17 protein-coding genes are annotated in these 18705 nt (G+C 70.8%); 12 read left to right on the top strand and 5 right to left on the bottom strand.

Annotated elements, in window-relative coordinates; genetic code table 11:
* Positions 1–129: 129 nt before the first annotated feature.
* Entirely contained in the window at positions 130–546 is a 417-nt protein-coding gene (locus tag GT007_RS18860) for a PRC-barrel domain-containing protein (protein WP_160123219.1), read from the bottom strand.
* A gap of 120 nt (positions 547–666) precedes the next feature.
* Between GT007_RS18860 and dapB the strand changes: the two genes are divergently transcribed.
* Both dapB and GT007_RS18850 read left to right on the top strand, forming a co-directional pair.
* Positions 667–1443, top strand: coding sequence for a 4-hydroxy-tetrahydrodipicolinate reductase (gene dapB / locus GT007_RS18855; RefSeq protein ID WP_160123218.1), 777 nt, complete (start codon positions 667–669; stop codon positions 1441–1443).
* A gap of 52 nt (positions 1444–1495) precedes the next feature.
* Complete coding sequence (locus GT007_RS18850) at positions 1496–2818, top strand: amidase (protein ID WP_160123217.1); 1323 nt, start codon at positions 1496–1498, stop codon at positions 2816–2818.
* A gap of 177 nt (positions 2819–2995) precedes the next feature.
* On the opposite strand, the gene GT007_RS18845 is transcribed toward GT007_RS18850, so the two are convergent.
* Entirely contained in the window at positions 2996–3463 is a 468-nt protein-coding gene (locus GT007_RS18845) for a nucleoside 2-deoxyribosyltransferase (RefSeq protein ID WP_160123216.1), read from the bottom strand.
* 156 nt (positions 3464–3619) lie between these two features.
* On the opposite strand from GT007_RS18845, the gene GT007_RS18840 reads away from it, so the two are divergent.
* Positions 3620–4771 carry a multidrug effflux MFS transporter gene (locus GT007_RS18840; protein ID WP_160123215.1) on the top strand — a complete coding sequence of 384 codons (1152 nt, stop codon included), beginning with the start codon at positions 3620–3622 and terminating at the stop codon, positions 4769–4771.
* 33 nt (positions 4772–4804) lie between these two features.
* Complete coding sequence (locus GT007_RS18835) at positions 4805–5779, top strand: Bug family tripartite tricarboxylate transporter substrate binding protein (protein WP_160123214.1); 975 nt, start codon at positions 4805–4807, stop codon at positions 5777–5779.
* A 252-nt stretch (positions 5780–6031) separates the two neighbouring features.
* On the opposite strand, the gene GT007_RS18830 is transcribed toward GT007_RS18835, so the two are convergent.
* Both GT007_RS18830 and GT007_RS18825 read right to left on the bottom strand, forming a co-directional pair.
* Entirely contained in the window at positions 6032–6886 is an 855-nt protein-coding gene (locus GT007_RS18830; protein WP_160123213.1) for an MBL fold metallo-hydrolase, read from the bottom strand.
* A 2-nt stretch (positions 6887–6888) separates the two neighbouring features.
* Positions 6889–7857 (bottom strand): Bug family tripartite tricarboxylate transporter substrate binding protein, encoded by a 969-nt coding sequence (locus tag GT007_RS18825; RefSeq protein ID WP_160123212.1) that lies wholly within the window; start codon positions 7855–7857, stop codon positions 6889–6891.
* Positions 7858–7959: 102 nt separating this feature from the next.
* On the opposite strand from GT007_RS18825, the gene folP reads away from it, so the two are divergent.
* Genes folP through thiD form a run of 3 tightly spaced genes read left to right on the top strand, consistent with a single transcriptional unit; the run spans position 7960 to position 11144 of the window.
* Positions 7960–8976: a dihydropteroate synthase gene (gene folP / locus GT007_RS18820; protein WP_160123211.1), complete on the top strand. Its 1017-nt coding sequence runs from the start codon at positions 7960–7962 to the stop codon at positions 8974–8976.
* A gap of 27 nt (positions 8977–9003) precedes the next feature.
* The gene (gene glmM, locus GT007_RS18815) at positions 9004–10356 is read left to right on the top strand and encodes a phosphoglucosamine mutase (RefSeq protein ID WP_160123210.1); all 1353 of its coding nucleotides are present in this window, start codon (positions 9004–9006) and stop codon (positions 10354–10356) included.
* Positions 10353–11144, top strand: a complete 792-nt coding sequence (gene thiD / locus GT007_RS18810; RefSeq protein WP_160123209.1) for a bifunctional hydroxymethylpyrimidine kinase/phosphomethylpyrimidine kinase — start codon at positions 10353–10355, stop codon at positions 11142–11144. Before glmM ends, thiD begins: the two co-directional genes overlap by 4 nt.
* Before the next feature lie 260 nt (positions 11145–11404).
* On the opposite strand, the gene GT007_RS18805 is transcribed toward thiD, so the two are convergent.
* Positions 11405–12613 carry a UbiH/UbiF/VisC/COQ6 family ubiquinone biosynthesis hydroxylase gene (locus tag GT007_RS18805; protein ID WP_160123208.1) on the bottom strand — a complete coding sequence of 403 codons (1209 nt, stop codon included), beginning with the start codon at positions 12611–12613 and terminating at the stop codon, positions 11405–11407.
* A gap of 192 nt (positions 12614–12805) precedes the next feature.
* Between GT007_RS18805 and GT007_RS18800 the strand changes: the two genes are divergently transcribed.
* From GT007_RS18800 to GT007_RS18780, 5 genes are all read left to right on the top strand, one after another.
* Positions 12806–13144 carry a P-II family nitrogen regulator gene (locus GT007_RS18800; protein WP_160123207.1) on the top strand — a complete coding sequence of 113 codons (339 nt, stop codon included), beginning with the start codon at positions 12806–12808 and terminating at the stop codon, positions 13142–13144.
* Positions 13128–14492, top strand: coding sequence for an ammonium transporter (locus tag GT007_RS18795; protein WP_408015562.1), 1365 nt, complete (start codon positions 13128–13130; stop codon positions 14490–14492). Before GT007_RS18800 ends, GT007_RS18795 begins: the two co-directional genes overlap by 17 nt.
* 143 nt (positions 14493–14635) lie before the next feature.
* A complete protein-coding gene (locus GT007_RS18790; protein ID WP_160123205.1) occupies positions 14636–17074 on the top strand; it encodes an FtsK/SpoIIIE family DNA translocase in 2439 nt (812 codons plus the stop codon).
* 85 nt (positions 17075–17159) lie between these two features.
* Positions 17160–17828, top strand: a complete 669-nt coding sequence (locus GT007_RS18785; RefSeq protein WP_160123204.1) for a DUF4412 domain-containing protein — start codon at positions 17160–17162, stop codon at positions 17826–17828.
* On the top strand, positions 17825–18454 hold the full coding sequence (locus tag GT007_RS18780; RefSeq protein WP_160123203.1) for a LolA family protein: 630 nt from the start codon (positions 17825–17827) through the stop codon (positions 18452–18454). The genes GT007_RS18785 and GT007_RS18780 overlap by 4 nt, the downstream gene beginning before the upstream one ends.
* The last annotated feature ends 251 nt before the right edge of the window (positions 18455–18705 follow it).

Genomic DNA, 18705 nt, shown 5'->3' with positions numbered 1-18705 from the left:
CCCGCCGAGGGAGCCGCATCACAAAAGGCCCCCGGCGCTCCCCGCTTGTCAGCAGGGCGCCGGAGGCCGCGCATCACTCGGTGTGACGCCGGGATCCCGTTTCGCCGGGGCATATTCCCCCGGCCAGGATCAGACGACGGGCCAGTACAGGGCCTCGTCATAATGGCCGCGCACCCGGCGGTCGTAGTCTTCGTTCCAGCCGGTGCTTTCCTCCACCGTCGGCGCGTTTTCCAGCGCCGCCTTGTTCAGCTTCACCTGATAGCCGTCCAGCACGGTGTTGTACCGCAGCATCGACCAGGGCAGCGGATAGTGCTTGCCGCCGAACCCCATGAAGCTGCCGAAGCTGAGCACCGCATAGGCCACGCTGCCCTGCAGCTTGTCGATCATCACATCCTCGATCGTGCCGATCTTGTTCTCTTCGAGATCATAGACCGGCGTGCCGGAGACACGCGCTCCCGCAATGAGCGAGCCATGCGTCGGTGCCGTCAGGTCCCGATGAGTCGGCTGAGCCGGCGGATTGGCCTGATTGGGTACGATATGGTTCATGGCGTTATCTCCTCTCACGGCGCCTGTGCCGCTATGGATAGAACGTCATGCATGCCTCCGGGTTGCCCCGGGCGGTGGGATCGCCGTAATCACGCTGCCGGGATCAGGGGAGAGAGCACCATGGCGCTTCGTATCGGTATCGCCGGCATCGCCGGCCGCATGGGCCAGTTGCTGGCGGCCGAGGTGGCCAAGGTGGGCGCCACCCTGTCGGGCGGCACGCTGCGCGACGGCGGCAAGGCGGCGCCGCACGGCACGCCCGTCTTCCCCGACATCGCGGCCCTGTTCGCGGCCAGCGACGTGGTGATCGACTTCACCTTCGCCGAGACCGTGCCCGCCCACGCGGCCGCCGCCGCCGCCGCGGGCAAGCCCTTCATCCTGGGCACCACCGGCCTGTCCGCCGCGCAGGAAGCCGCGGTGGCCGAGGCCGCCCGCGCCGCGCCCATCGTCTATGCCGCCAATTTCTCGCCCGGCGTGAACCTGGTCTTCGCCATCGCCGAGAAGATGGCCGCCGCCCTGCCGGGCGAGCAGTACGACGCCGAGATCGTGGAGATGCACCACCGCCAGAAGGTGGACGCGCCCTCCGGCACCGCGGTCGCCATCGGCCGGGCGGTCGCGCGCGGGCGCGGCACCACGCTGGAGGAAGCGGGCATCGAGAGCGGGCGCGACGGCCACACCGGCCCGCGCGGCACCGGCACCATCGGCTTCGCCGCGCTGCGCGGCGGCCAGGTGGTGGGCGAGCACACCCTGCTGTTCGCCGCCGGCACCGAGCACATCGCGCTGACCCATCGCAGCTTCGACCGTGCCGCCTATGCCGTCGGCGCGGTCCGCGCTGCCCATTGGGCGGTCAGCCAGCCCCCCGGACTGTACGACATGAAGCACGTGCTGGGGATGGGCTGAGATCCCACAGCGGCGTAAACTTCCCCTCCTGAGCTGGATGGAAGGTTCCGCGATGCTGACGATCGAACAGGCCGCCGAGGCGCTCGCCGCCGGGCGCACCACCGCCCGCGCGCTGGTGGAGGAAGCCCTGGCCCGGGTGGAGCGCGAGCCCCGCGCCTTCGTGGACCTGCAATCGGAGGCTGCCCTGGCCAGCGCCGACGCGATGGACGCGCTGCGCCGCGCCGGCCGCGCCCCCAGCCGCTTCGCGGGCATCCCCGTCACCATCAAGGACCTGTTCGACCAGAAGGGGCAGGTGACGCTCGCCGGCTCCGTCGCCCGCAAGGGCGAGGAAGCGGCCGCCGAGGACGCCCCCGTGGTGGCCCGCCTGCTGGCCGCGGGCTTCGTCATCCTGGGCCGCACGAACATGAGCGAGTTCGCCTTCTCGGGCCTCGGCGTGAACCCGCATTACGGCACCCCCGCCTCCGCCTGGGACCGCGCGACGGGGCGGCTGCCGGGGGGCAGTTCCTCGGGCGCCGGCGTGGCCGCGGCCGAGGGCATGGGCTTCGGCGGCCTGGGCAGCGACACCGGCGGTTCCTGCCGCATCCCGGCCGCGCTGAACGGCATCGTGGGCTTCAAGCCGACGGCCAGCCGCGTGCCGCTGGCGGGCGCGCTGCCGCTGTCCTTCACCCTCGATTCCGTGGGGCCGCTGGCCCGCAGCGTCTCCTGCTGCCAGATCCTGGACGGCATCATCGCCGATACCCCCACCACCCCGGCCACCCTGCCCATGCGCGGCCTGCGCCTGGCGGTGCTGCGCAACTATGTGGAACAAGGGATGGAGGAGGCGGTGGCCACCGCCTATCAGGCGGCGCTCGCGCGGCTGTCGGCGCTGGGCGCGGTGCTGACCGACATCCGCATCGCGGACATCGAGGCCCTGCCCGCCATCAACGCCAAGGGCGGCTTCACCGCCGCCGAGTCCTGGACCTGGCACCACGACCTGCTGGACCGCAAGGGCGATGCCTATGACCCCATCATCGCGCCGCGCATCCGCCGGGGCGCGGCCATGACGGCCGAGGACTACATCAGCCTGCAGGCGGCCCGCCGCAACGTGATCGCGGCTGTGGCGCCGCAAACCGCGCCCTTCGACGCGGTGCTGATGCCCACCGTGCCGCTGCTGCCGCCGCCGATCGCGGCGGTGGAGAACGTGGACGAATTCACCCGCATCAACATGCTGATGCTGCGCAACTGCTCGGTGGGGAACTTCCTGGACCGCTGCGCCATCAGCCTGCCCTGCCAGAAACCCGGCGAAGCCCCGGTGGGGCTGATGCTGATGGGCGAGCATGGCGGGGACGAAAAACTGTTCGCGGTGGCCAAGGCGGTGGAAGCGGCGCTGGCGTGATGCGGGGGCGTTGCCCCCGAACCCCCAGCAAGGGGCGCCGCCCCTGACCACCCCGCAAAGGGTTGTAGCAACCCTTTGAACCCAGGAATTGGCGCCTTACCTTGGCAGGTGGGGCGCCTTTTTCATGATAAAAATCAATGAGAACGCTGTTGGCAGGCTCGGCGCCCCCTGGGCTGCTCACCCCTTCAGATGCCGCAAACAGGCCTCGAACGCGCCCGCGCCCCGGAACACCGCCAGTGCCCCGCCATGCAGCATCAGGTTGTCGGCCAGGCCGAAATCCTCGATCTGCAGCCCGTCCGGTGTCACGCGCGGGGCGTAGTCGCGTTCGTCCTCGGTCCAGCCCAGCACGGGGCGGCCGAGCGCGCGCATGAACCCCATTTCCCATGCCGTGCCCGCATCGGCCGAGGGGCTGCGGAAGGGTGTCAGGTTGGCCACCAGCGCATCACAACCCCTGATATGCGCTTCGTTGGCCAGGAAGATGCGCTGCCATTCCGGCGAATCGGGCGCGACCAGCGGTGGTTCGGTCGGCGGGTCGAGGGGGAAGACGCCGTGGAAGCCGAACACGGCGCAGGCCGCCTTCAGCCGCGCGGCACGGGCCGCGGCATCGGGGAAGAACACGTCGGGCCCGGCGAGATAGATGCGCATCGCAGCCAGAAACCACGCGGGGCGGTGGGGTTTCAAGCCCGGCCTTCGGGCTGCACGCCAGGGTTGCGGGCCAGGGGAGGGCGGGAAGATGATCGGGCCATGACAAGCCCGGGAATGGGACTAGCCGCCCGCCGCATCCCTCCTATGTTGCGGTGCGTGAACACCCTTCCCATCATTCTCGGCATGCTGGCCGCCTTCGCGCCGCTGTCCATCGACATGTACCTGCCCGCGCTGCCCGCTATGGCGGCGGCGCTGGGCACGGACACGGCCTCCGCCCAGGTCACGGTGGCGGCCTATTTCCTCGGCATGGCCGGGGGGCAGATCATCTACGGCCCGGTGATGGACAGGTATGGCCGCAAGCCGCCGCTCTATTTCGGGGTGGGGCTGTTCGTGCTGGCCTCATTGGCCTGCGCGGCGGCGGACAGCCTGGGCCACATGGTGTGGCTGCGCGTGCTGCAGGCGCTGGGTGGTTGCGCGGGCATGGTCGTCTCCCGCGCCGTGGTGCGGGATGTGGCGCATCTGCGCGACCCGGTGCGGCTGATGGGCCGGCTGATGCTGGTGATGGGCGCGGCCCCCATGCTGGCGCCCTTCCTGGGCGGGTTGATCGCGGATGTGGCGGGCTGGCGCGCCATCTTCCTGTTCCTGGCGGCCTTCGGCGCGCTGGCCCTGGCGCTGGTCGCCTTCGTGCTGCCCGAGACCCTGCCGCCCGAGCGCCGCCGCCGCATCCCCTTCACCGCCGTGCTGGCCGATTACGGGCGCCTGCTGACCGACAGCCGCCTGCTGCGCCCGGCGCTGACCTCCGGCTTCGCCTCGGGCGCCATGTTCGCCTATATCGCGGGCTCCCCCAGCGTGTTCATCGAGGTGCATCACATCCCCACCTCCCAGTTCGGCCTGTGGTTCGGGCTGAACGCCGGCGGGCTGATCCTGATGAGCCAGCTGACCGGTAAATTGGCCGAACGCTTCACCCGCGAAAGGCTGATGAGCTGCGTGGTGGCCTTCCTGCTGGCCGACGGCGTGGTGCTGTTCGTGGCCAGCTGGCTTGGCGCGCCCTTCCTGGTGATCATCGGCTGCATCTTCGTGTTCCTGGCCTGCATGGGGTTGGTGCTGCCGCTGGCCACCGTGCTGGCCATGCAGCATTTCGCCTCGGTGGCGGGCACGGCCTCCGCGGTGCTGGGCACGCTGCAATTCGGCATCGGGGCCACCTCTGGCGCCATTCTGGGCGTCTGGAGCAATGGAACGGGCATGCCGATGGCAAGCATGATCCTGCTCAGCTTCGCCTGTTCCGCTTTGGTCTGGTTCCGGCGTTGACGGGGGGCGGGCGGGGCGCCAGCCTGCCGGCCCATGAACACCTCCCGACGCGCCCTCGCGGGGCTTCTGGCCTCGCCGGCCATGGCCCCCGCCTTCGCCGCCGCCCAGGCCCCCTATCCCAACCGCCCCATCCGCTTCGTCATTCCCTGGGCCCCCGGCGGGCTGAATGACGTGGTGGCGCGCTTCATCAACGAGCGCGTCGGCCGGCTCCTGGGCCAGAACATCGTTAACGACTTCAAGCCCGGCGCCGGCAGCCGCATCGGCGTGGCCGATGTCGTGCGCTCCGCCCCCGATGGCTACACGATCGGCATGGGCAATCTGGGGCCCCTGACCATCTTCCCCAACCTGGACCGCAACCCGCCCTATGACGTGCTGCGGGACATCGCGCCGATCTGCATGTTCGCGGCCTCCCCCCTCGTGCTGGTGGTCAACAAGGACCTGCCCATCCGCAATGTGGAGGAGCTGCTGGCCTATGCCCGCAGCCGGCCGCATGGGCTGAACTATGGCTCGGTCGGCGTGGGCACCGCCCAGCACCTGATCTTCGAGCTGCTGCGCGGCGGGCGGAACGCGCCGATGACGCATGTGCCCTATCGCGGGCTGCAGGACAGCATGATCGCCATCATGGCCAATGACGTGCAGGCCTTCTTCGACGCGCTGCCCAGCATGCAGGGGCCGGTGCGCCAGGGCCAGGTGCGCGCCATCGCCGTGACCACGCCCGAGCGCGTGCCCAACCTGCCGGATGTGCCCACGCTGAAGGAACAGAGCTTCGATATCGAGGTGGTGACCTGGTACGGGCTGATCGCCCCCAAGGCGACGCCCGAAGCCATCCAGGCCCGGCTGTACGAGGCCTATACCACCGTGGGCCGGGAACCCGCGACCCAGGCCTTCCTGGCGGAGCAGGGGCTGATTTACCTGGAGAACGCACCCGGCGAGTTCGCGCGGCGCATGGGGCCGGAGACGGAACGCTGGGGGCGGATCATCCGGGAGAACAATATCTCGCTGGATTGAGGGGGGCGGACCGAGGGGTTCCACCCCTCGGCTCCCCGCCAGGACCGTAGCGGCCCTGGACCCCGATCAATTGGCGCCCGGCCTTGGCAAGGCGGTCGCCATTTTCATATTGAAAATCAACGGGAAAACCCCTTACTCGGATCAGTGCCAAACGGTTGGGGTGCAGGGGCCTTTCGGCTCCTGCCGGGGGAGCGCGAGGGGGCAGAGCCCCCTCGTTCTTGACGCCCTTGAGGGGCAGCCCCCCTCGTTCCGTTACCCGATCTCCACGCACAGCCCATCATGCGCGATGCTGAGTGTCCCGCTGAAATCCCGCGCCACTTCTTCCCGCAGCGCCGCCAGCATTTCCGGGGGCGCATTGGGCCGCAGGTGGGTCAGCACCAAATGCTTCACCCCGCATTCCTGCGCGATCTTGCCCACCGTATCCCCGCAGGCCAGGGTGTGGCGGGCCAGCTTTTTCAGGTGGTCGGTGGTCAGCAGGCTGCCGGCGGTCCAGCAGCACAGCGCCAGCACATCGGCCCCCGCCGCCAGCCCGCGCAGCCCCGGGCAATCCACCGTATCGCCGCTGAAGGCGAAGACCTTGCCGCCCAGGCTGAAGCGGTAGCCGTAGCAGATCCATCGCTTCAGGAAGGCGGCGGGCAGGGTTGGCAGGCCGTGGCCGTGGCTCATCTCATGCGCCACGGCTTCCCAGCCCTGGCCCGTCACGGGTTCGCCCAGGCCGATGTCTTCCGCCACCACGGGCGACCAGCCGCCATGGGCGGGCTCGCCCAGGCTGCGCCAGGTCAGGTCGCGGTCATAGATCTGGGTCAGCAGCCCATCGACGATGCGCTTCGTGCCGGGCGGGCCCTGGATCAGCAGGGGGGCGCGGCGCCCTTCCAGCCAAGTGGTCAGGATCACGTCGTACAGGTCGCCGATATGATCGAAATGGTGGTGCGTGATCAGGATGCGGGTCAGGTTGCGGAAATCGGCCTTGGCCTCGGCCAGGCCATGGATAGCGCCGCGCCCGGTGTCGATCAGCACCTCCTCCGCCCCGCTGCGCAGCAGCAGGGAGGTGGCGCGCCGCGCATCCAGCCGCGGCCCGCCCGTGCCCATCAGGGTGATGCTGGCCATGCTCAATTGTCCAGCCGGAAGCCGCTGGCCTGGATCAGCGGGCCCCAGCGCCGCACATCGGCGGCGATGCTCTCGGCGAAGGCGGCGGGGGGCATGGGCAGGGGCGGCATGTCCAGCTCGGTCAGGCGGTGCGTGGCCTCGGGCTGGGCGATGGTGGCCAGGGCGGCCTGGGCCAGGGTCGCCACCACCTCGGGCGGGGTGCGGCCGGGGGCGAACATGCCGTACCACAGCACCGCCTCACCCATCTGGCGCAGCTGCGGGCCAAGCTCGGCGAAGCTCGGCACCTCCGGCAGGAGGGGGGAGCGCGTGTCGCCCGTGATGGCCAGCGCGCGCAGCGTGCCGTCTTGCAGGCGGCCCACGATGCTGCCGGTGGTCGGGAAGCCGCAATCCACCTCGCCCGCCAGCAGCGCGGTCATCAGCGGTGCGCTGCCGCGATAGGGGATGTGCCGCAGCTGGCAGCCGGTGGCCTGGTTGAACAGGTCGCCCAGGAAATGCGACGGCGTGCCGGCCGACAGGGAGCCGAAGGTGGCGTTGTCCCCCTTCTCCCGCGCCCAGGCGATGAAGGCGGCCAGGTCCCGCGCCGGGTGGTCGCGCTTGACCGTCAGCGCGAAGTTGAAGGCCGTCAGCCGCGCGACCGGGGCCAGGTCCTTCACCGGGTCGAAGGACAGGTTCGGATAGACGAAGGGGAAGAACACCGGCACCACGATGGGCGCGACCATCAGCATGTCGCCATCGCCTGGGGCATGGGCCACGGCCTCGGCCGCCACGCGCCCGCCGCCGCCGGCGCGGTTTTCCACCACCACGGGGCGGTGCAGGCGTTCGGACATGCCCTCGGCCAGGATGCGGGCCAGGAAATCCAGGCTGGCCCCGGGCGGGAAGCCCACCAGCAGCCGCAAGGGGCGGGATTGGGCCGAAGCCAGGGATGGCACCAGGGCAGGCAGGGCGAGGGCGGCGCGGCGGCTGACAGACATGACGGGCTCGTCCGAAGGTTGTGGAGGCAACCTAGCGCCCCGGGCGAAGATGGCGAAGCCTTCACCCTTGCACGTGCGGGTGTGCTGCGCTCTTTGCGGGGCATGGACATCACCGAGATCGTGGAGCCGCTGGGCCTGCTGGCCGGCGCCGAGGCGCGGGCGGCGGTGGCGGCCGGGCTGGCGCTGCCGCTGGCGGGCGGGCCGCTGGCCTTCACTCTGGCCCGGCGCGACGGGGCGCTGTGCCAGGCCATGGAACTGCCCGCCCCGCTGCGGGCGGCGCTGTCGGCCACGCCCCCGCCCTTCGCGGGCCTGCCCACGGACCGGCCGCTGATCATGGGCATATTGAACGTGACGCCCGACAGTTTCTCCGATGGCGGGCGGCACGATGCGCCACAGGCCGCGATCGCCGCCGCGCGGGCCATGCTGGCCGAGGGCGCCGACCTGATCGACATCGGCGGCGAATCCACCCGCCCCGGCGCCGCCCCGGTGACGCCGGAGCAGGAGCTGGCCCGGGTGCTGCCCGTGGTGCGCGCCCTGGCGCATGAGGCGGTGCTGTCCATCGACACCCGCCATGCCCTGGTCATGGCCGAATGCCTGGCCGCCGGCGCGCACATGATCAACGACGTCTCCGCCCTGCGGCACGATCCGGCGGCGCTGGCGGTGGTGGCCCGCGCCCGGGCCCCCGTCATCATCATGCACATGCCGGGCGACGACCCGCGCACCATGCAGTCCCTGGCCCATTACGAGGACGTGGCGCTGGAGGTGGCGGGCTTCCTGGCCGAACGCGTCGCGGCGCTGGAGGCCGCGGGCATCCCCCGCGCGCGGATCATGCTCGACCCCGGCATCGGCTTCGGCAAGACGGTGGCGCAGAACCTGGAGCTGACGCGCCGCCTGCCGGTGCTGGCGGGGCTGGGCTGCCGGGTGCTGTACGCGGCCTCCCGCAAGACCTTCATCGGCCGGGTGGCCGGGGTGCCGGAACCCGCCGCGCGCATGCCCGGCAGCCTCGCCGTGGCGCTGGCCGCGCTGGAGCGCGGCGCCACCATGCTGCGCGTGCACGACGTGGCCGAGACCCGCCAGGCGGTGGCGATGTGGCGGGCGCTGGCGGCTCCTCTGGCTTGAGGCGCGCTTCCGCCGTAAACCGGGGCCATGACGAGACGACTTTTCGGCACCGACGGCATTCGCGGCACGGCCAACAAGGCCCCCATGGACGCGGCGACCGCCCTGCGCCTGGGCCAGGCGGCCGGGCGCTTCTTCAACCGGGGCAGCTATCGCCACCGCGTCATCATCGGCAAGGACACGCGGCTGTCCGGCTATATGCTGGAACCGGCGCTGACGGCGGGCTTCGTCTCGGCGGGGATGGACGTGGTGCTGGTGGGCCCGCTGCCCACGCCGGCCATCGCGCTGCTCACGCGCTCCATGCGCGCGGATCTCGGCGTCATGATCTCCGCCAGCCACAACCCGTATGAAGACAACGGCATCAAGCTGTTCGGCCCCGAGGGGCTAAAACTGTCTGACGCCGATGAGATGGAGATCGAGGCGCTGATGGCGGGCGACCTGTCGCCGGCGCTCGCCCCGCCCTCCCGCCTCGGCCGCGCGAGTCGGCTGGAGGACGCGCCGGGCCGCTATATCGAGGCCGTGAAGCAGACCTTCCCCCGCGGCCACACGCTGGAGGGGATGCGCATCGTCGTCGATTGCGCCCATGGCGCCGGCTACAAGGTGGCGCCCACCGTGTTGTGGGAGCTGGGGGCGGAGGTGGTGCCGATCGGCGTCTCGCCCGACGGTTTCAACATCAACAAGGGCTGCGGCAGCACCCACCCGGCCCCCCTGGCGGAGCTGGTGCGGGAGCGCCGGGCCGACCTCGGCATCGCGCTGGATGGCGACGCCGACCGGCTGGTGCTGGTGGATGAGGAAGGCACGACCATCGACGGCGACCAGATCCTGGCCCTGATCGCCGAGCGCTGGCACGCCGAGGGCCGGCTGCGGGGCGATGGCGTGGTCGCCACCGTCATGTCCAACATGGGCCTCGAGCGCATGCTGGCGCGCAAGGGCCTGACCCTGCACCGCACCGCCGTCGGCGACCGCTATGTGGCCGAGCGCATGCGCGAGATCGGCTGCAACCTGGGCGGCGAGCAGTCGGGCCACATGATCATGTCCGATTTCGGCACCACCGGGGACGGGCTGGTGGCGGCCCTGCAGGTGCTGGCCCTGCTGGTGGAGGAAAAGCGCCCCGCCAGCCTGGCCTGCCGCCGCTTCACCCCCCTGCCGCAGAAGCTGCACAACCTGCGCCACAGCGGCGGCAAGCCCCTGGCGCGCCCCGAGGTGAAGGCCGCCATCGCCGCCGAGGAAGCCGAGCTGAACGGCCGCGGCCGCGTGCTGATCCGCGAATCCGGCACCGAGCCCGTGATCCGCGTGATGGTGGAGGCCGAGGAGGAAACCATGCTGGACCGCACCATGCTGCGCCTGACAGACATCATCCGCGCCGCCGCGAGCGCGCCGTGAAGGGCCGTGTCCTCATCGTCGCCGGCAGCGATTCCGGCGGCGGCGCGGGCGTCCAGGCCGATATCAAGGCCGTGATGGCCATGGGGGGCTACGCCGCCACCGCCATCACCGCCCTGACCGCGCAGAACACCGAGGGCGTGTTCGGCGTGCTGCCCGTGCCCCCGGAATTCATCCGCCAGCAGATGCATCTGGTGCTGGACGACATTGGCGCGGACGCGCTGAAGACCGGCATGCTGCATGATGTGCCCACCATCGAGGCGGTGTGCGCCGAAATTGCGCAGAGCGCCCCGGGCGTGCCCCTGGTGGCCGACCCCGTCATGGTCGCCAAGGGCGGCCACCGCCTGTTGCAGGAGGACGCGGTGGAGGCGCTGAAGCGCCATCTGCTGCCGTTGGCGACCGTGATCACCCCCAATATCCCCGAAGCCGAGGTGCTGTCCGGCCGCGCGATTCGCGACGAAGCCGGCATGCAGGCCGCCGCCCAGGCGATACTGGAACTGGGCGTGCCCGCCGTGCTGCTGAAGGGTGGCCATATGGAAGGCGAAGTGCTCGTCGATCTGCTCGTGACCCGGGCAGGCACGGAACGCTTCGAATCCAGCCGCATCCGATCGAGGCACACCCACGGCACCGGCTGCACCCTGGCCAGCGCCCTGGCCGCCGGGCTGGCCCAGGGCATGACCCTGAACGCCGCCACGATGCGCGCCCGCGACTACGTGCGGGCCGCCATGCTGGCCGCCCCGGGCTATGGCCGCGGGCACGGGCCGCTGAACCACGGCGTGCGCCTGGGGTGATGGGGAGCACCGGGGGCTTCGCCCCCGGACCCCTGACCAGGGCTCTGCCCTGGACCCGCCAAAGGCCGGGAGGCCTTTGGAAACCGGGAGCTGGAAGTTTGGGGAGGGGGCTCCGAGCGCCCCCGGGTCCAAACGGACAGTCGCAGCCCCCTCCCCAAACTTCCAGTTAACTCCTGGGGTCCAGGGGCCTTTCGGCTCCTGGCGGGGTGCAGGGGCAGCGCCCCTGCGCGGGGGGGGGGCGGGGGCAAGGCCCCCGAGGCTCACCCCATCGCCGCCCGGGCGAACGCCTGTTTCAGCGGCCCGATCCGGTCCACGGCCGCGATGCCCAGTCGGCGGGCCAGCCGGATGGGGCCGAAGCTGTTGCCGAACAGCCGTTCCAGCGCGTGGGTCGCGCCCAGCATCGCCACGGTCTTGGGGCGGCGGGCGGCCTGGTAGCGCGCGAGCAGCGCGGGGCTGCCGGGGTCTTCGCCGGCGTCCAGGGCCTCGGCCACCAGGGCGGCCAGGCTGGTGGCGTCATGGAAGCCCAGGTTCAGCCCCTGGCCCGCGATGGGGTGGATGCCGTGGGCGGCGTCGCCCACCAGGGCCAGGCGCTCGGCGGTGTAGCGCGCGGCGTGCATGGCCTTCAGCGGATAGGCCCAGCGGCGGCCGACCAGCGCCACCTGACCCAGCGCGTCGCCCACCCGGCGGGCGAGCTCGCGGGAGAAGGCGGCGTCGTCCAGCGCCATCATGCGCTGGGCGATGGCGGTGCGGTCGCTCCAGACGAAGGCGGAGGCGTGCGGGAAGGGCGAGCCCGCCGGCGGTTCGGCCAGGGGCAGCTGGGCGAAGGGGCCGTTGGGCAGGAACATCTCCAGCGCCTGGTTGCCGTGCGGGTATTCGTGCGCGAAGGCGCCGACCATGCCCATGCGGTGATAGTCCAGCCGGTCCACGGCGATGCCGGCGGCGCGGCGCAGGGGGCTGGCGCGCCCCTCGGCCGCGACCAGCAGGCGGGCCGTGATCTCCTGCCCGGTGGACAGGCGCAGGCGCACGCCGTCCGGGCCGCGTTCCAGCACCTGGGCGGTGGCGGGGGCGAAGACCGACAGGCTGGGCAGGGCCGGCAGGCGGGCGTTCAGCGCCACGCGCAGGCTGCGCGCCTCCACCATCCAGCCGAAGGCGTCCACATCGGTCTCGGCGGCGCGGAAGGTCAGGCCGAGGCGCGAGGGCGGGCGGCCGGGTTCACCATCGGCGACCTGGATGGTCTCGATGGGGCAGGGGGGCTCGGGCAGGTGTTCCCAGATGCCCGCATCCTCCAGCAGGGGGCGGGACCCGCGGGAGATCGCGTAGCAGCGCCCGTCGAATTCCGGCATTTCCATGGGGGGCAGGGGGGCGGCGTCGATCACGGCGGCGCGGATGCCGCGCGCGGCCAGGGCTGTGGCCAGGGTGGCGCCGACGGGGCCCGCACCCACCACCGCAACGGATACGTCGAGGGTCATGCCCCGCTATATGCGCGCGGTGGGGCGGGGCCACCAGTCCCCGGTGGGGACGGGGCAGTATGCCTGCCATTTGTGCAACTCTTGTCCAGCACCTTGTTTCTGATGTGAAGCTCCCCCTCCCTTCCGGAGTGCTTGCCGTGGCATGCCCGTTGAAGCGTCATGCGCGACGCATTCACAGGCAGGAGAAAAGGGATGAAGCTGGTCGTGGCCATCATCAAGCCCTTCAAGCTGGATGAGGTTCGAGAGGCCCTCACGCCGCTTGGAGTGCAGGGCCTTACGGTGACGGAGGTGAAGGGTTTCGGGCGCCAGAAAGGGCAGACCGAGATCTATCGCGGCGCCGAGTATCAGGTGAGCTTCCTGCCGAAGTTCAAGATCGAGGTCGTCGTGCCCGACGACCTGGTGGATGCGGTGGTTGAGGCGATCTCCTCCTCCGCCAAGACGGGCAAGATCGGTGACGGCAAGATCTTCGTCCTGGATGTGGAGCGCGCCCTGCGCATCCGCACCGGCGAGGCCGATGCCGCGGCGCTGTGAGATTGAGGGGACACGCACCATGAAGCAGTTTACGCGCGCCGCCGCCCTGGCCGCGCCGGTTCTCGCCACGGCCCTGCCGGCCTGGGCGCAGGACGCCAAGGTCGATACCGGCGACACCGCCTGGATGCTGGTCAGCACCGCCCTGGTGCTGATGATGACCATTCCGGGCCTGGCGCTGTTCTATGCCGGCATGGTCCGCAAGAAGAACGTGCTGGCCACGCTGGCGCAGTCCTTCGCCATCACCGCCGTGGCTTCGGTGGTGTGGGTGGTGGCCGGCTACAGCCTGGCCTTCGGTGAGGGCGGCGCCTGGGTGGGCGACTTCTCCCGCTTCCTGCTGGCGGGCCTGGCCGAGAACTGGGACAAGCCCTTCACCCTGGGTTCGGGCGACGCGGCGGTGGCCTTCACCATCCCCGAGAGCGTCTTCCTGACCTTCCAGATGACCTTCGCCATCATCACCCCGGCGCTGATCACCGGTGCCTTCGCCGAGCGCATGAAGTTCTCCGCGATGCTGCTGTTCACCATCCTGTGGTCGCTGATCGTGTACTCGCCGATCTGCCACTGGGTGTGGCACCCGAATGGCTGGATCTTCGGCCTGGGCGCGCTGGACTTCGCGGGCGGCACCGTCGTGCACATCAACGCGGGCGTGGCCGGCCTGGTGGCCGCGATCGTGCTGGGCAAGCGCGTGGGCTATGGCACCGACAACCTCGCCCCCTACAACCTGTCGCTGGCCGTCATCGGCGCCGCCCTGCTGTGGGTGGGCTGGTTCGGCTTCAACGCGGGTTCCGCGGGTGCGGCCGGCGGCCGTGCGGGCATGGCCTTCCTGGTGACGCATCTGGCCGCGGCCGTGGCCGCGCTGGCCTGGCTGTTCGCCGAGTGGATGACCAAGGGCAAGCCCTCCGTGCTCGGCCTGATCTCGGGTGCGGTGGCGGGCCTCGTGGCCATCACGCCCGCGGCGGGCTTCGTGCTGCCGGGTTCGGCCATCATCATCGGTGTCGTGGCTGGCCTGGCCGGCTTCTGGGGCGCGACCGCGCTGAAGCACATGCTGGGCTATGACGACAGCCTGGACGCCTTCGGCGTGCACGGCATCTGCGGCATCGTCGGCGCGCTGCTGACGGGCTTCCTGGCCTATGGCCCGCTGTCGGCCACCACGGCGCTGCCGGAGGGCACGAGCGGTTCCTTCGACCAGTTCGTGATCCAGATCTACGCCGTGGCCGCGACCTTCGTGTACACCGCCATCGCCACCTTCATCCTGCTGAAGATCGTCGATGTGATCGTCGGCCTGCGCGTCTCCGAGGAAGAGGAGCGCGAGGGGCTGGACGTGACGCAGCACGGCGAGCGCCTGGGCTGATCGCACGGGCTTAGCCTGAGACTGGGGGCCGGGGCGCAAGCTCCGGCCCCTTTCTTTTCGCGGGTGCTTCCCCCGACGCGGCGCGGCGCGCTACTCTGCCCATCCCCCCGATTGTGCAACCCGATCCCCTCAGGACCGGAACCATGGCCCGTGCCGATACCGCTGATGACAATGGGGGCAGCCGTTTCGCCTCCCCGGCCGTCAAGGCCGCGCTCGCGCGCAGCGGGGCGCATGTGCTGGCGCTGCTCGCCGGCATACTGGGCCTCGCGCTGCTGCTGGCGCTGCTGAGCCATCACGCGGCGGACCCTTCGGGTTCCACCGCGACGGCGCTGCCGGTGCGCAACCTGGCCGGGCCGCTCGGCGCCACGGTCAGCGACTTGCTGCTGCAGGGGGTGGGGTTCGCGGCCTATCTGCCCGCCGTCACGCTGCTGGCCTGGGCCTGGCGGCTGGGCACCGGCCGGGGCATTTCGATCTTTCCCGCGCGGCTCGCGGCCGTGCTGCTGGGCATGCCGGTGCTGGCGGCGGGTTTCGCGGCGCTGCCGGCCGCCCCCGGCGTGCCGGTGCTGGCCGGGCCCGGCGGCGCGCTGGGCCCGATCATGGCGTCAGCCACGACCGGCTGGCTGGAAGCCATCCTGGGTCCGTTGGGTTCGGTGATCGCGCACACCATCCTGGCCATCTTCTGCGCGCTGGTGCTGCTGGGGGCGCTGGCCTTCGCGCCGCATGAATACCGCCGCGCCGCCGCCTTCACGGGCGACGCCGCCGCCACCGTCGCCCGCGCGGGTGCCGCGCGCCGGCATCTGGTGGTGCGCGCGCTGCTCGGCCTCGGCCGGGGCGTGCTGTGGCTGTTCGGCCGGGGCCGTGGCCGCCGGGTGGAGCCCGGGGCCGATCTGCGCGGCCTGCTGCAGGCCGCCGACGCCGCGGCCGATGCCCGCCCCACCTGGCGCGAGGAACCCGCCCCCTTCGAGGAGGCCACCCCGGCCCCCGCCGCCGCCCGCCACGAACCCCGCGTGGCCCCGGTGCGCAAGCCCGCCGGCAAGCCGGTGCAGCCCATCCTGCCGCTGGAGCCCGGCCGCAGCCTAGTGCCCCCGCTGGAGCTGCTGCGTGAGGCCCCCCCGCGCGGCGCCTATGGCGCGGATGCCGAGGCCCTGCAGGCCAATGCTCGCCGGCTGGAGACGGTGCTGTCCGATTTCGGCGTGAACGGCACCATCGTGGACATCCGCCCCGGCCCGGTCGTGACGCTGTATGAGCTGGACCCGGCGCCCGGTACCAAGGCCAGCCGCGTGATCGGCCTAGCCGAGGATATCGCGCGCAACATGTCCGTCGTCGCGGTGCGCATCGCCACCGTCCCGGGCCGCACCGTGATGGGCATCGAGATGCCCAACACCAAGCGCGAGACCGTCTTCTTCTCCGAGATGCTGAACAGCGAGGAATGGACGCGCAGCAACGCCCGCCTGCCCATGGCGCTGGGCAAGGATATCGGCGGCACGCCGGTGCTGGCCGACCTCGCGCGGATGCCCCACCTGCTGATCGCGGGCACCACCGGCTCGGGCAAGTCGGTCGGCATCAACACCATGATCCTGTCCCTGCTGTACCGCTTCGGGCCGGACGAATGCCGCTTCATCATGATCGACCCGAAGATGCTGGAACTGTCGGTCTATGACCGCATCCCGCATCTGCTGGCGCCCGTGGTGACCGAGCCGCCCAAGGCAATCGGTGCCCTGAAATGGACGGTGCGGGAGATGGAGCGCCGCTATCGCGCCATGTCCAGCATCGGCGTGCGCAATATCGGCGGCTACAATGAGCGCGTGCAGAGCGCCCGCGCCAAGGGCGATGTGCTGACCCGCAAGGTGCAGACCGGCTTCGACCCTGAGACCGGCAAGCCGGTGTTCGAGGAACAGTCGCTGGCGCTCGAACCCCTGCCCATGATCGTGGTCGTCATCGACGAGATGGCCGACCTGATGATCGTGGCCGGCAAGGAGATCGAGGCCGCGGTGCAGCGCCTGGCGCAGATGGCGCGCGCCGCCGGCATCCATGTGATCATGGCCACCCAGCGCCCCTCGGTGGATGTCATCACCGGCACCATCAAGGCGAACTTCCCCAGCCGCATCAGCTTCATGGTGACCAGCAAGATCGACAGCCGCACCATCCTGGGCGAGCAGGGCGCCGAGCAGCTGCTGGGCCAGGGCGACATGCTGTTCATGGAGGGCGGCGGGCGCATCAAGCGCGTGCACGGCCCCTTCGTGTCGGATGAGGAAGTGCAGCGCGTGGCCGACTGGCTGCGCGAGCAGGCCGAGCCCAACTATGTGGACGAGGTGACCGAGGCGGCGGAGGAGGATGAGGGCGGCTTCGGCGGCTCGGGCGGGATCAACTCGGCCTCCGATGGGGACAAATCCCTGTTCGACCGCGCGGTGGATATGGTCTCGCGCGAAGGGAAATGCTCGGTCAGCCTGGTCCAGCGGCATCTGTCGATCGGCTACAACAAGGCGGCCAAGCTGGTGGAGCAGATGGAGAAGGAAGGCATCGTCGGCCCCGCCAACCATGTGGGCAAGCGCGAGATTCTCGTCCGCCGTTCAGACGATTGAGGCGTTGTTGCCCCGGTGGCACCTTCCTGCCGCCGTACTGCGCCGCCATATGGGCGGCAGGCAACGCCAGACGAGGAGTCTTCCCATGCGCAAAGCCGCACTGATCCTGCCGCTGCTGGCGGCCATGCCAGCTTTCGCCCCCGCCTTTGCGCAGGATCGCCCACCCGCGATCTTCCCCACGCGCGATGTGACCATCACCTATCGCATCAACAGCGACGGGCCGGCCGGCCAGTCCACCATGGCGTTCCAGAGCGCCACGCGCCTGATGCGGATGGATATGGGCCAGCAGGGCTATCTGGTGGCGGACCAGCGCGCGGGCACCGGCTTCATGGTGATGACGCAACAGCGCATGATCATGGACATGCCGGCCGGCCAGAACCCGGCCACGCGCATCGGGCGCGAAAGCACCACCGCCCGCTTCACGCGTGAGGGTTCGGACCGCGTGGCCAACACCCCCTGCACCAACTGGCGTATCGAGGACCAGGGCCAGACCGCCCGGGCCTGTGTCAGCAACGACGGGCTGACGCTGCGGGTCTCCAACCCCCAGGGCCAGGTGATGATGGAGGCGACCCAGGTGGACTACGCGCCCGTCGAGGCCAGCCGCTTCGCGCGCCCCGCCGGCTTCCAGCCCATGCAGCTGCCGCCCGGCGTGGCGGAGATGATGGCCCGCCAGGGTGCGGGTGGGGGCGCATCCGGCGGCGCGCCCTTCCCGCAGCGCGGTACGGCTCTGCCGCCCCCGGGCGTGACCAAGTGACCACGCGCCGCGCCCTGCTGGCCGCGCCCGCGCTGCTGCTGCCGGGGCTGGCGCACGGCCAGGCCGCGCGCGGGCGGGTGGACCCCGCGGTGGTGCAGCGGGTCGAGGCCTATTTCAACGGCCTGACCACCCTGCGCGGCCGCTTCACCCAGGTGGCGGAAAACGGCGCCACGGCGCAGGGCACGGCCATGATCTGGCGCCCGTCGCGCATGCGCTTCGACTACGACCCGCCGGAGCCCACCCTGCTGATCGCGGCGGACAACCAGTTCTTCTACTACGACCGCGCCCTGCGGCAGCCCACGGTGGTGCCGGTGAACTCCACCCCGCTGGGGGTGCTGCTGCGCAGCCCGCTGCGGCTCTCGGGCGATGTGACGGTGGTGGAAACCGAACGCGGCGGCGGGCTGATGCGCGTGACCGTGCAACGCACCAGCGCGCCGGAGGAAGGGCGCATCACCCTGATCCTGGACGACGACCAGCCGGCCCTGCGGCAATGGGCCGTGCTGGACGCCCAGGGACGGACCACCCGCGTCACACTGCACAATGTGGAGCTGGGCGTGCGGCTGGACCCGTTCCTGTTCGAGTTCAACAACCCGCGCTTCCGGGAAGAACTGGAACAGCAGAGGTAGGGCGGCGCTGGGGTGTCCCAAGGGAGCGAAGACTGGGGAAAGCGCCGCCTTCCCCAGACCCCATCCGCTGGGGAGATAAGATCTCCCCAGGCCCCTGCGAGGAGTTTGGGGCCTGCGCCAATCTTATATAATTGAGGGTCTCGACTAGGAGAGCGGGTTATCCCGGCAGAGTTTGAGCAGGAGGCGAGTAAGGTTCCTGGCTCTGTTGTTGTACCTGAACTCGCACTCCTTGAGGTGCAAGTGGAAGGTGG

The organism is Rhodovarius lipocyclicus (assembly GCF_009900765.1).
In the GTDB taxonomy this organism is placed as follows: Bacteria; Pseudomonadota; Alphaproteobacteria; order Acetobacterales; family Acetobacteraceae; genus Rhodovarius; species Rhodovarius lipocyclicus.
The sequence above is the reverse complement of the archived record's forward strand: the minus strand, read 5'-3'. Positions and strand labels throughout refer to the sequence as shown.

Bases quoted from the DNA above. Each gene is read 5' to 3' on its own strand.
- GT007_RS18860 (WP_160123219.1), bottom strand. From the start codon at position 546: ATGAACCATATCGTACCCAATCAGGCCAATCCGCCGGCTCAGCCGACT.
- dapB (WP_160123218.1), top strand. From the start codon at position 667: ATGGCGCTTCGTATCGGTATCGCCGGCATCGCCGGCCGCATGGGCCAG.
- GT007_RS18850 (WP_160123217.1), top strand. From the start codon at position 1,496: ATGCTGACGATCGAACAGGCCGCCGAGGCGCTCGCCGCCGGGCGCACC.
- GT007_RS18845 (WP_160123216.1), bottom strand. From the start codon at position 3,463: ATGCGCATCTATCTCGCCGGGCCCGACGTGTTCTTCCCCGATGCCGCG.
- GT007_RS18835 (WP_160123214.1), top strand. From the start codon at position 4,805: ATGAACACCTCCCGACGCGCCCTCGCGGGGCTTCTGGCCTCGCCGGCC.
- GT007_RS18830 (WP_160123213.1), bottom strand. From the start codon at position 6,886: ATGGCCAGCATCACCCTGATGGGCACGGGCGGGCCGCGGCTGGATGCG.
- GT007_RS18825 (WP_160123212.1), bottom strand. From the start codon at position 7,857: ATGTCTGTCAGCCGCCGCGCCGCCCTCGCCCTGCCTGCCCTGGTGCCA.
- folP (WP_160123211.1), top strand. From the start codon at position 7,960: ATGGACATCACCGAGATCGTGGAGCCGCTGGGCCTGCTGGCCGGCGCC.
- glmM (WP_160123210.1), top strand. From the start codon at position 9,004: ATGACGAGACGACTTTTCGGCACCGACGGCATTCGCGGCACGGCCAAC.
- GT007_RS18805 (WP_160123208.1), bottom strand. From the start codon at position 12,613: ATGACCCTCGACGTATCCGTTGCGGTGGTGGGTGCGGGCCCCGTCGGC.
- GT007_RS18800 (WP_160123207.1), top strand. From the start codon at position 12,806: ATGAAGCTGGTCGTGGCCATCATCAAGCCCTTCAAGCTGGATGAGGTT.
- GT007_RS18795 (WP_408015562.1), top strand. From the start codon at position 13,128: ATGCCGCGGCGCTGTGAGATTGAGGGGACACGCACCATGAAGCAGTTT.
- GT007_RS18790 (WP_160123205.1), top strand. From the start codon at position 14,636: ATGGCCCGTGCCGATACCGCTGATGACAATGGGGGCAGCCGTTTCGCC.
- GT007_RS18785 (WP_160123204.1), top strand. From the start codon at position 17,160: ATGCGCAAAGCCGCACTGATCCTGCCGCTGCTGGCGGCCATGCCAGCT.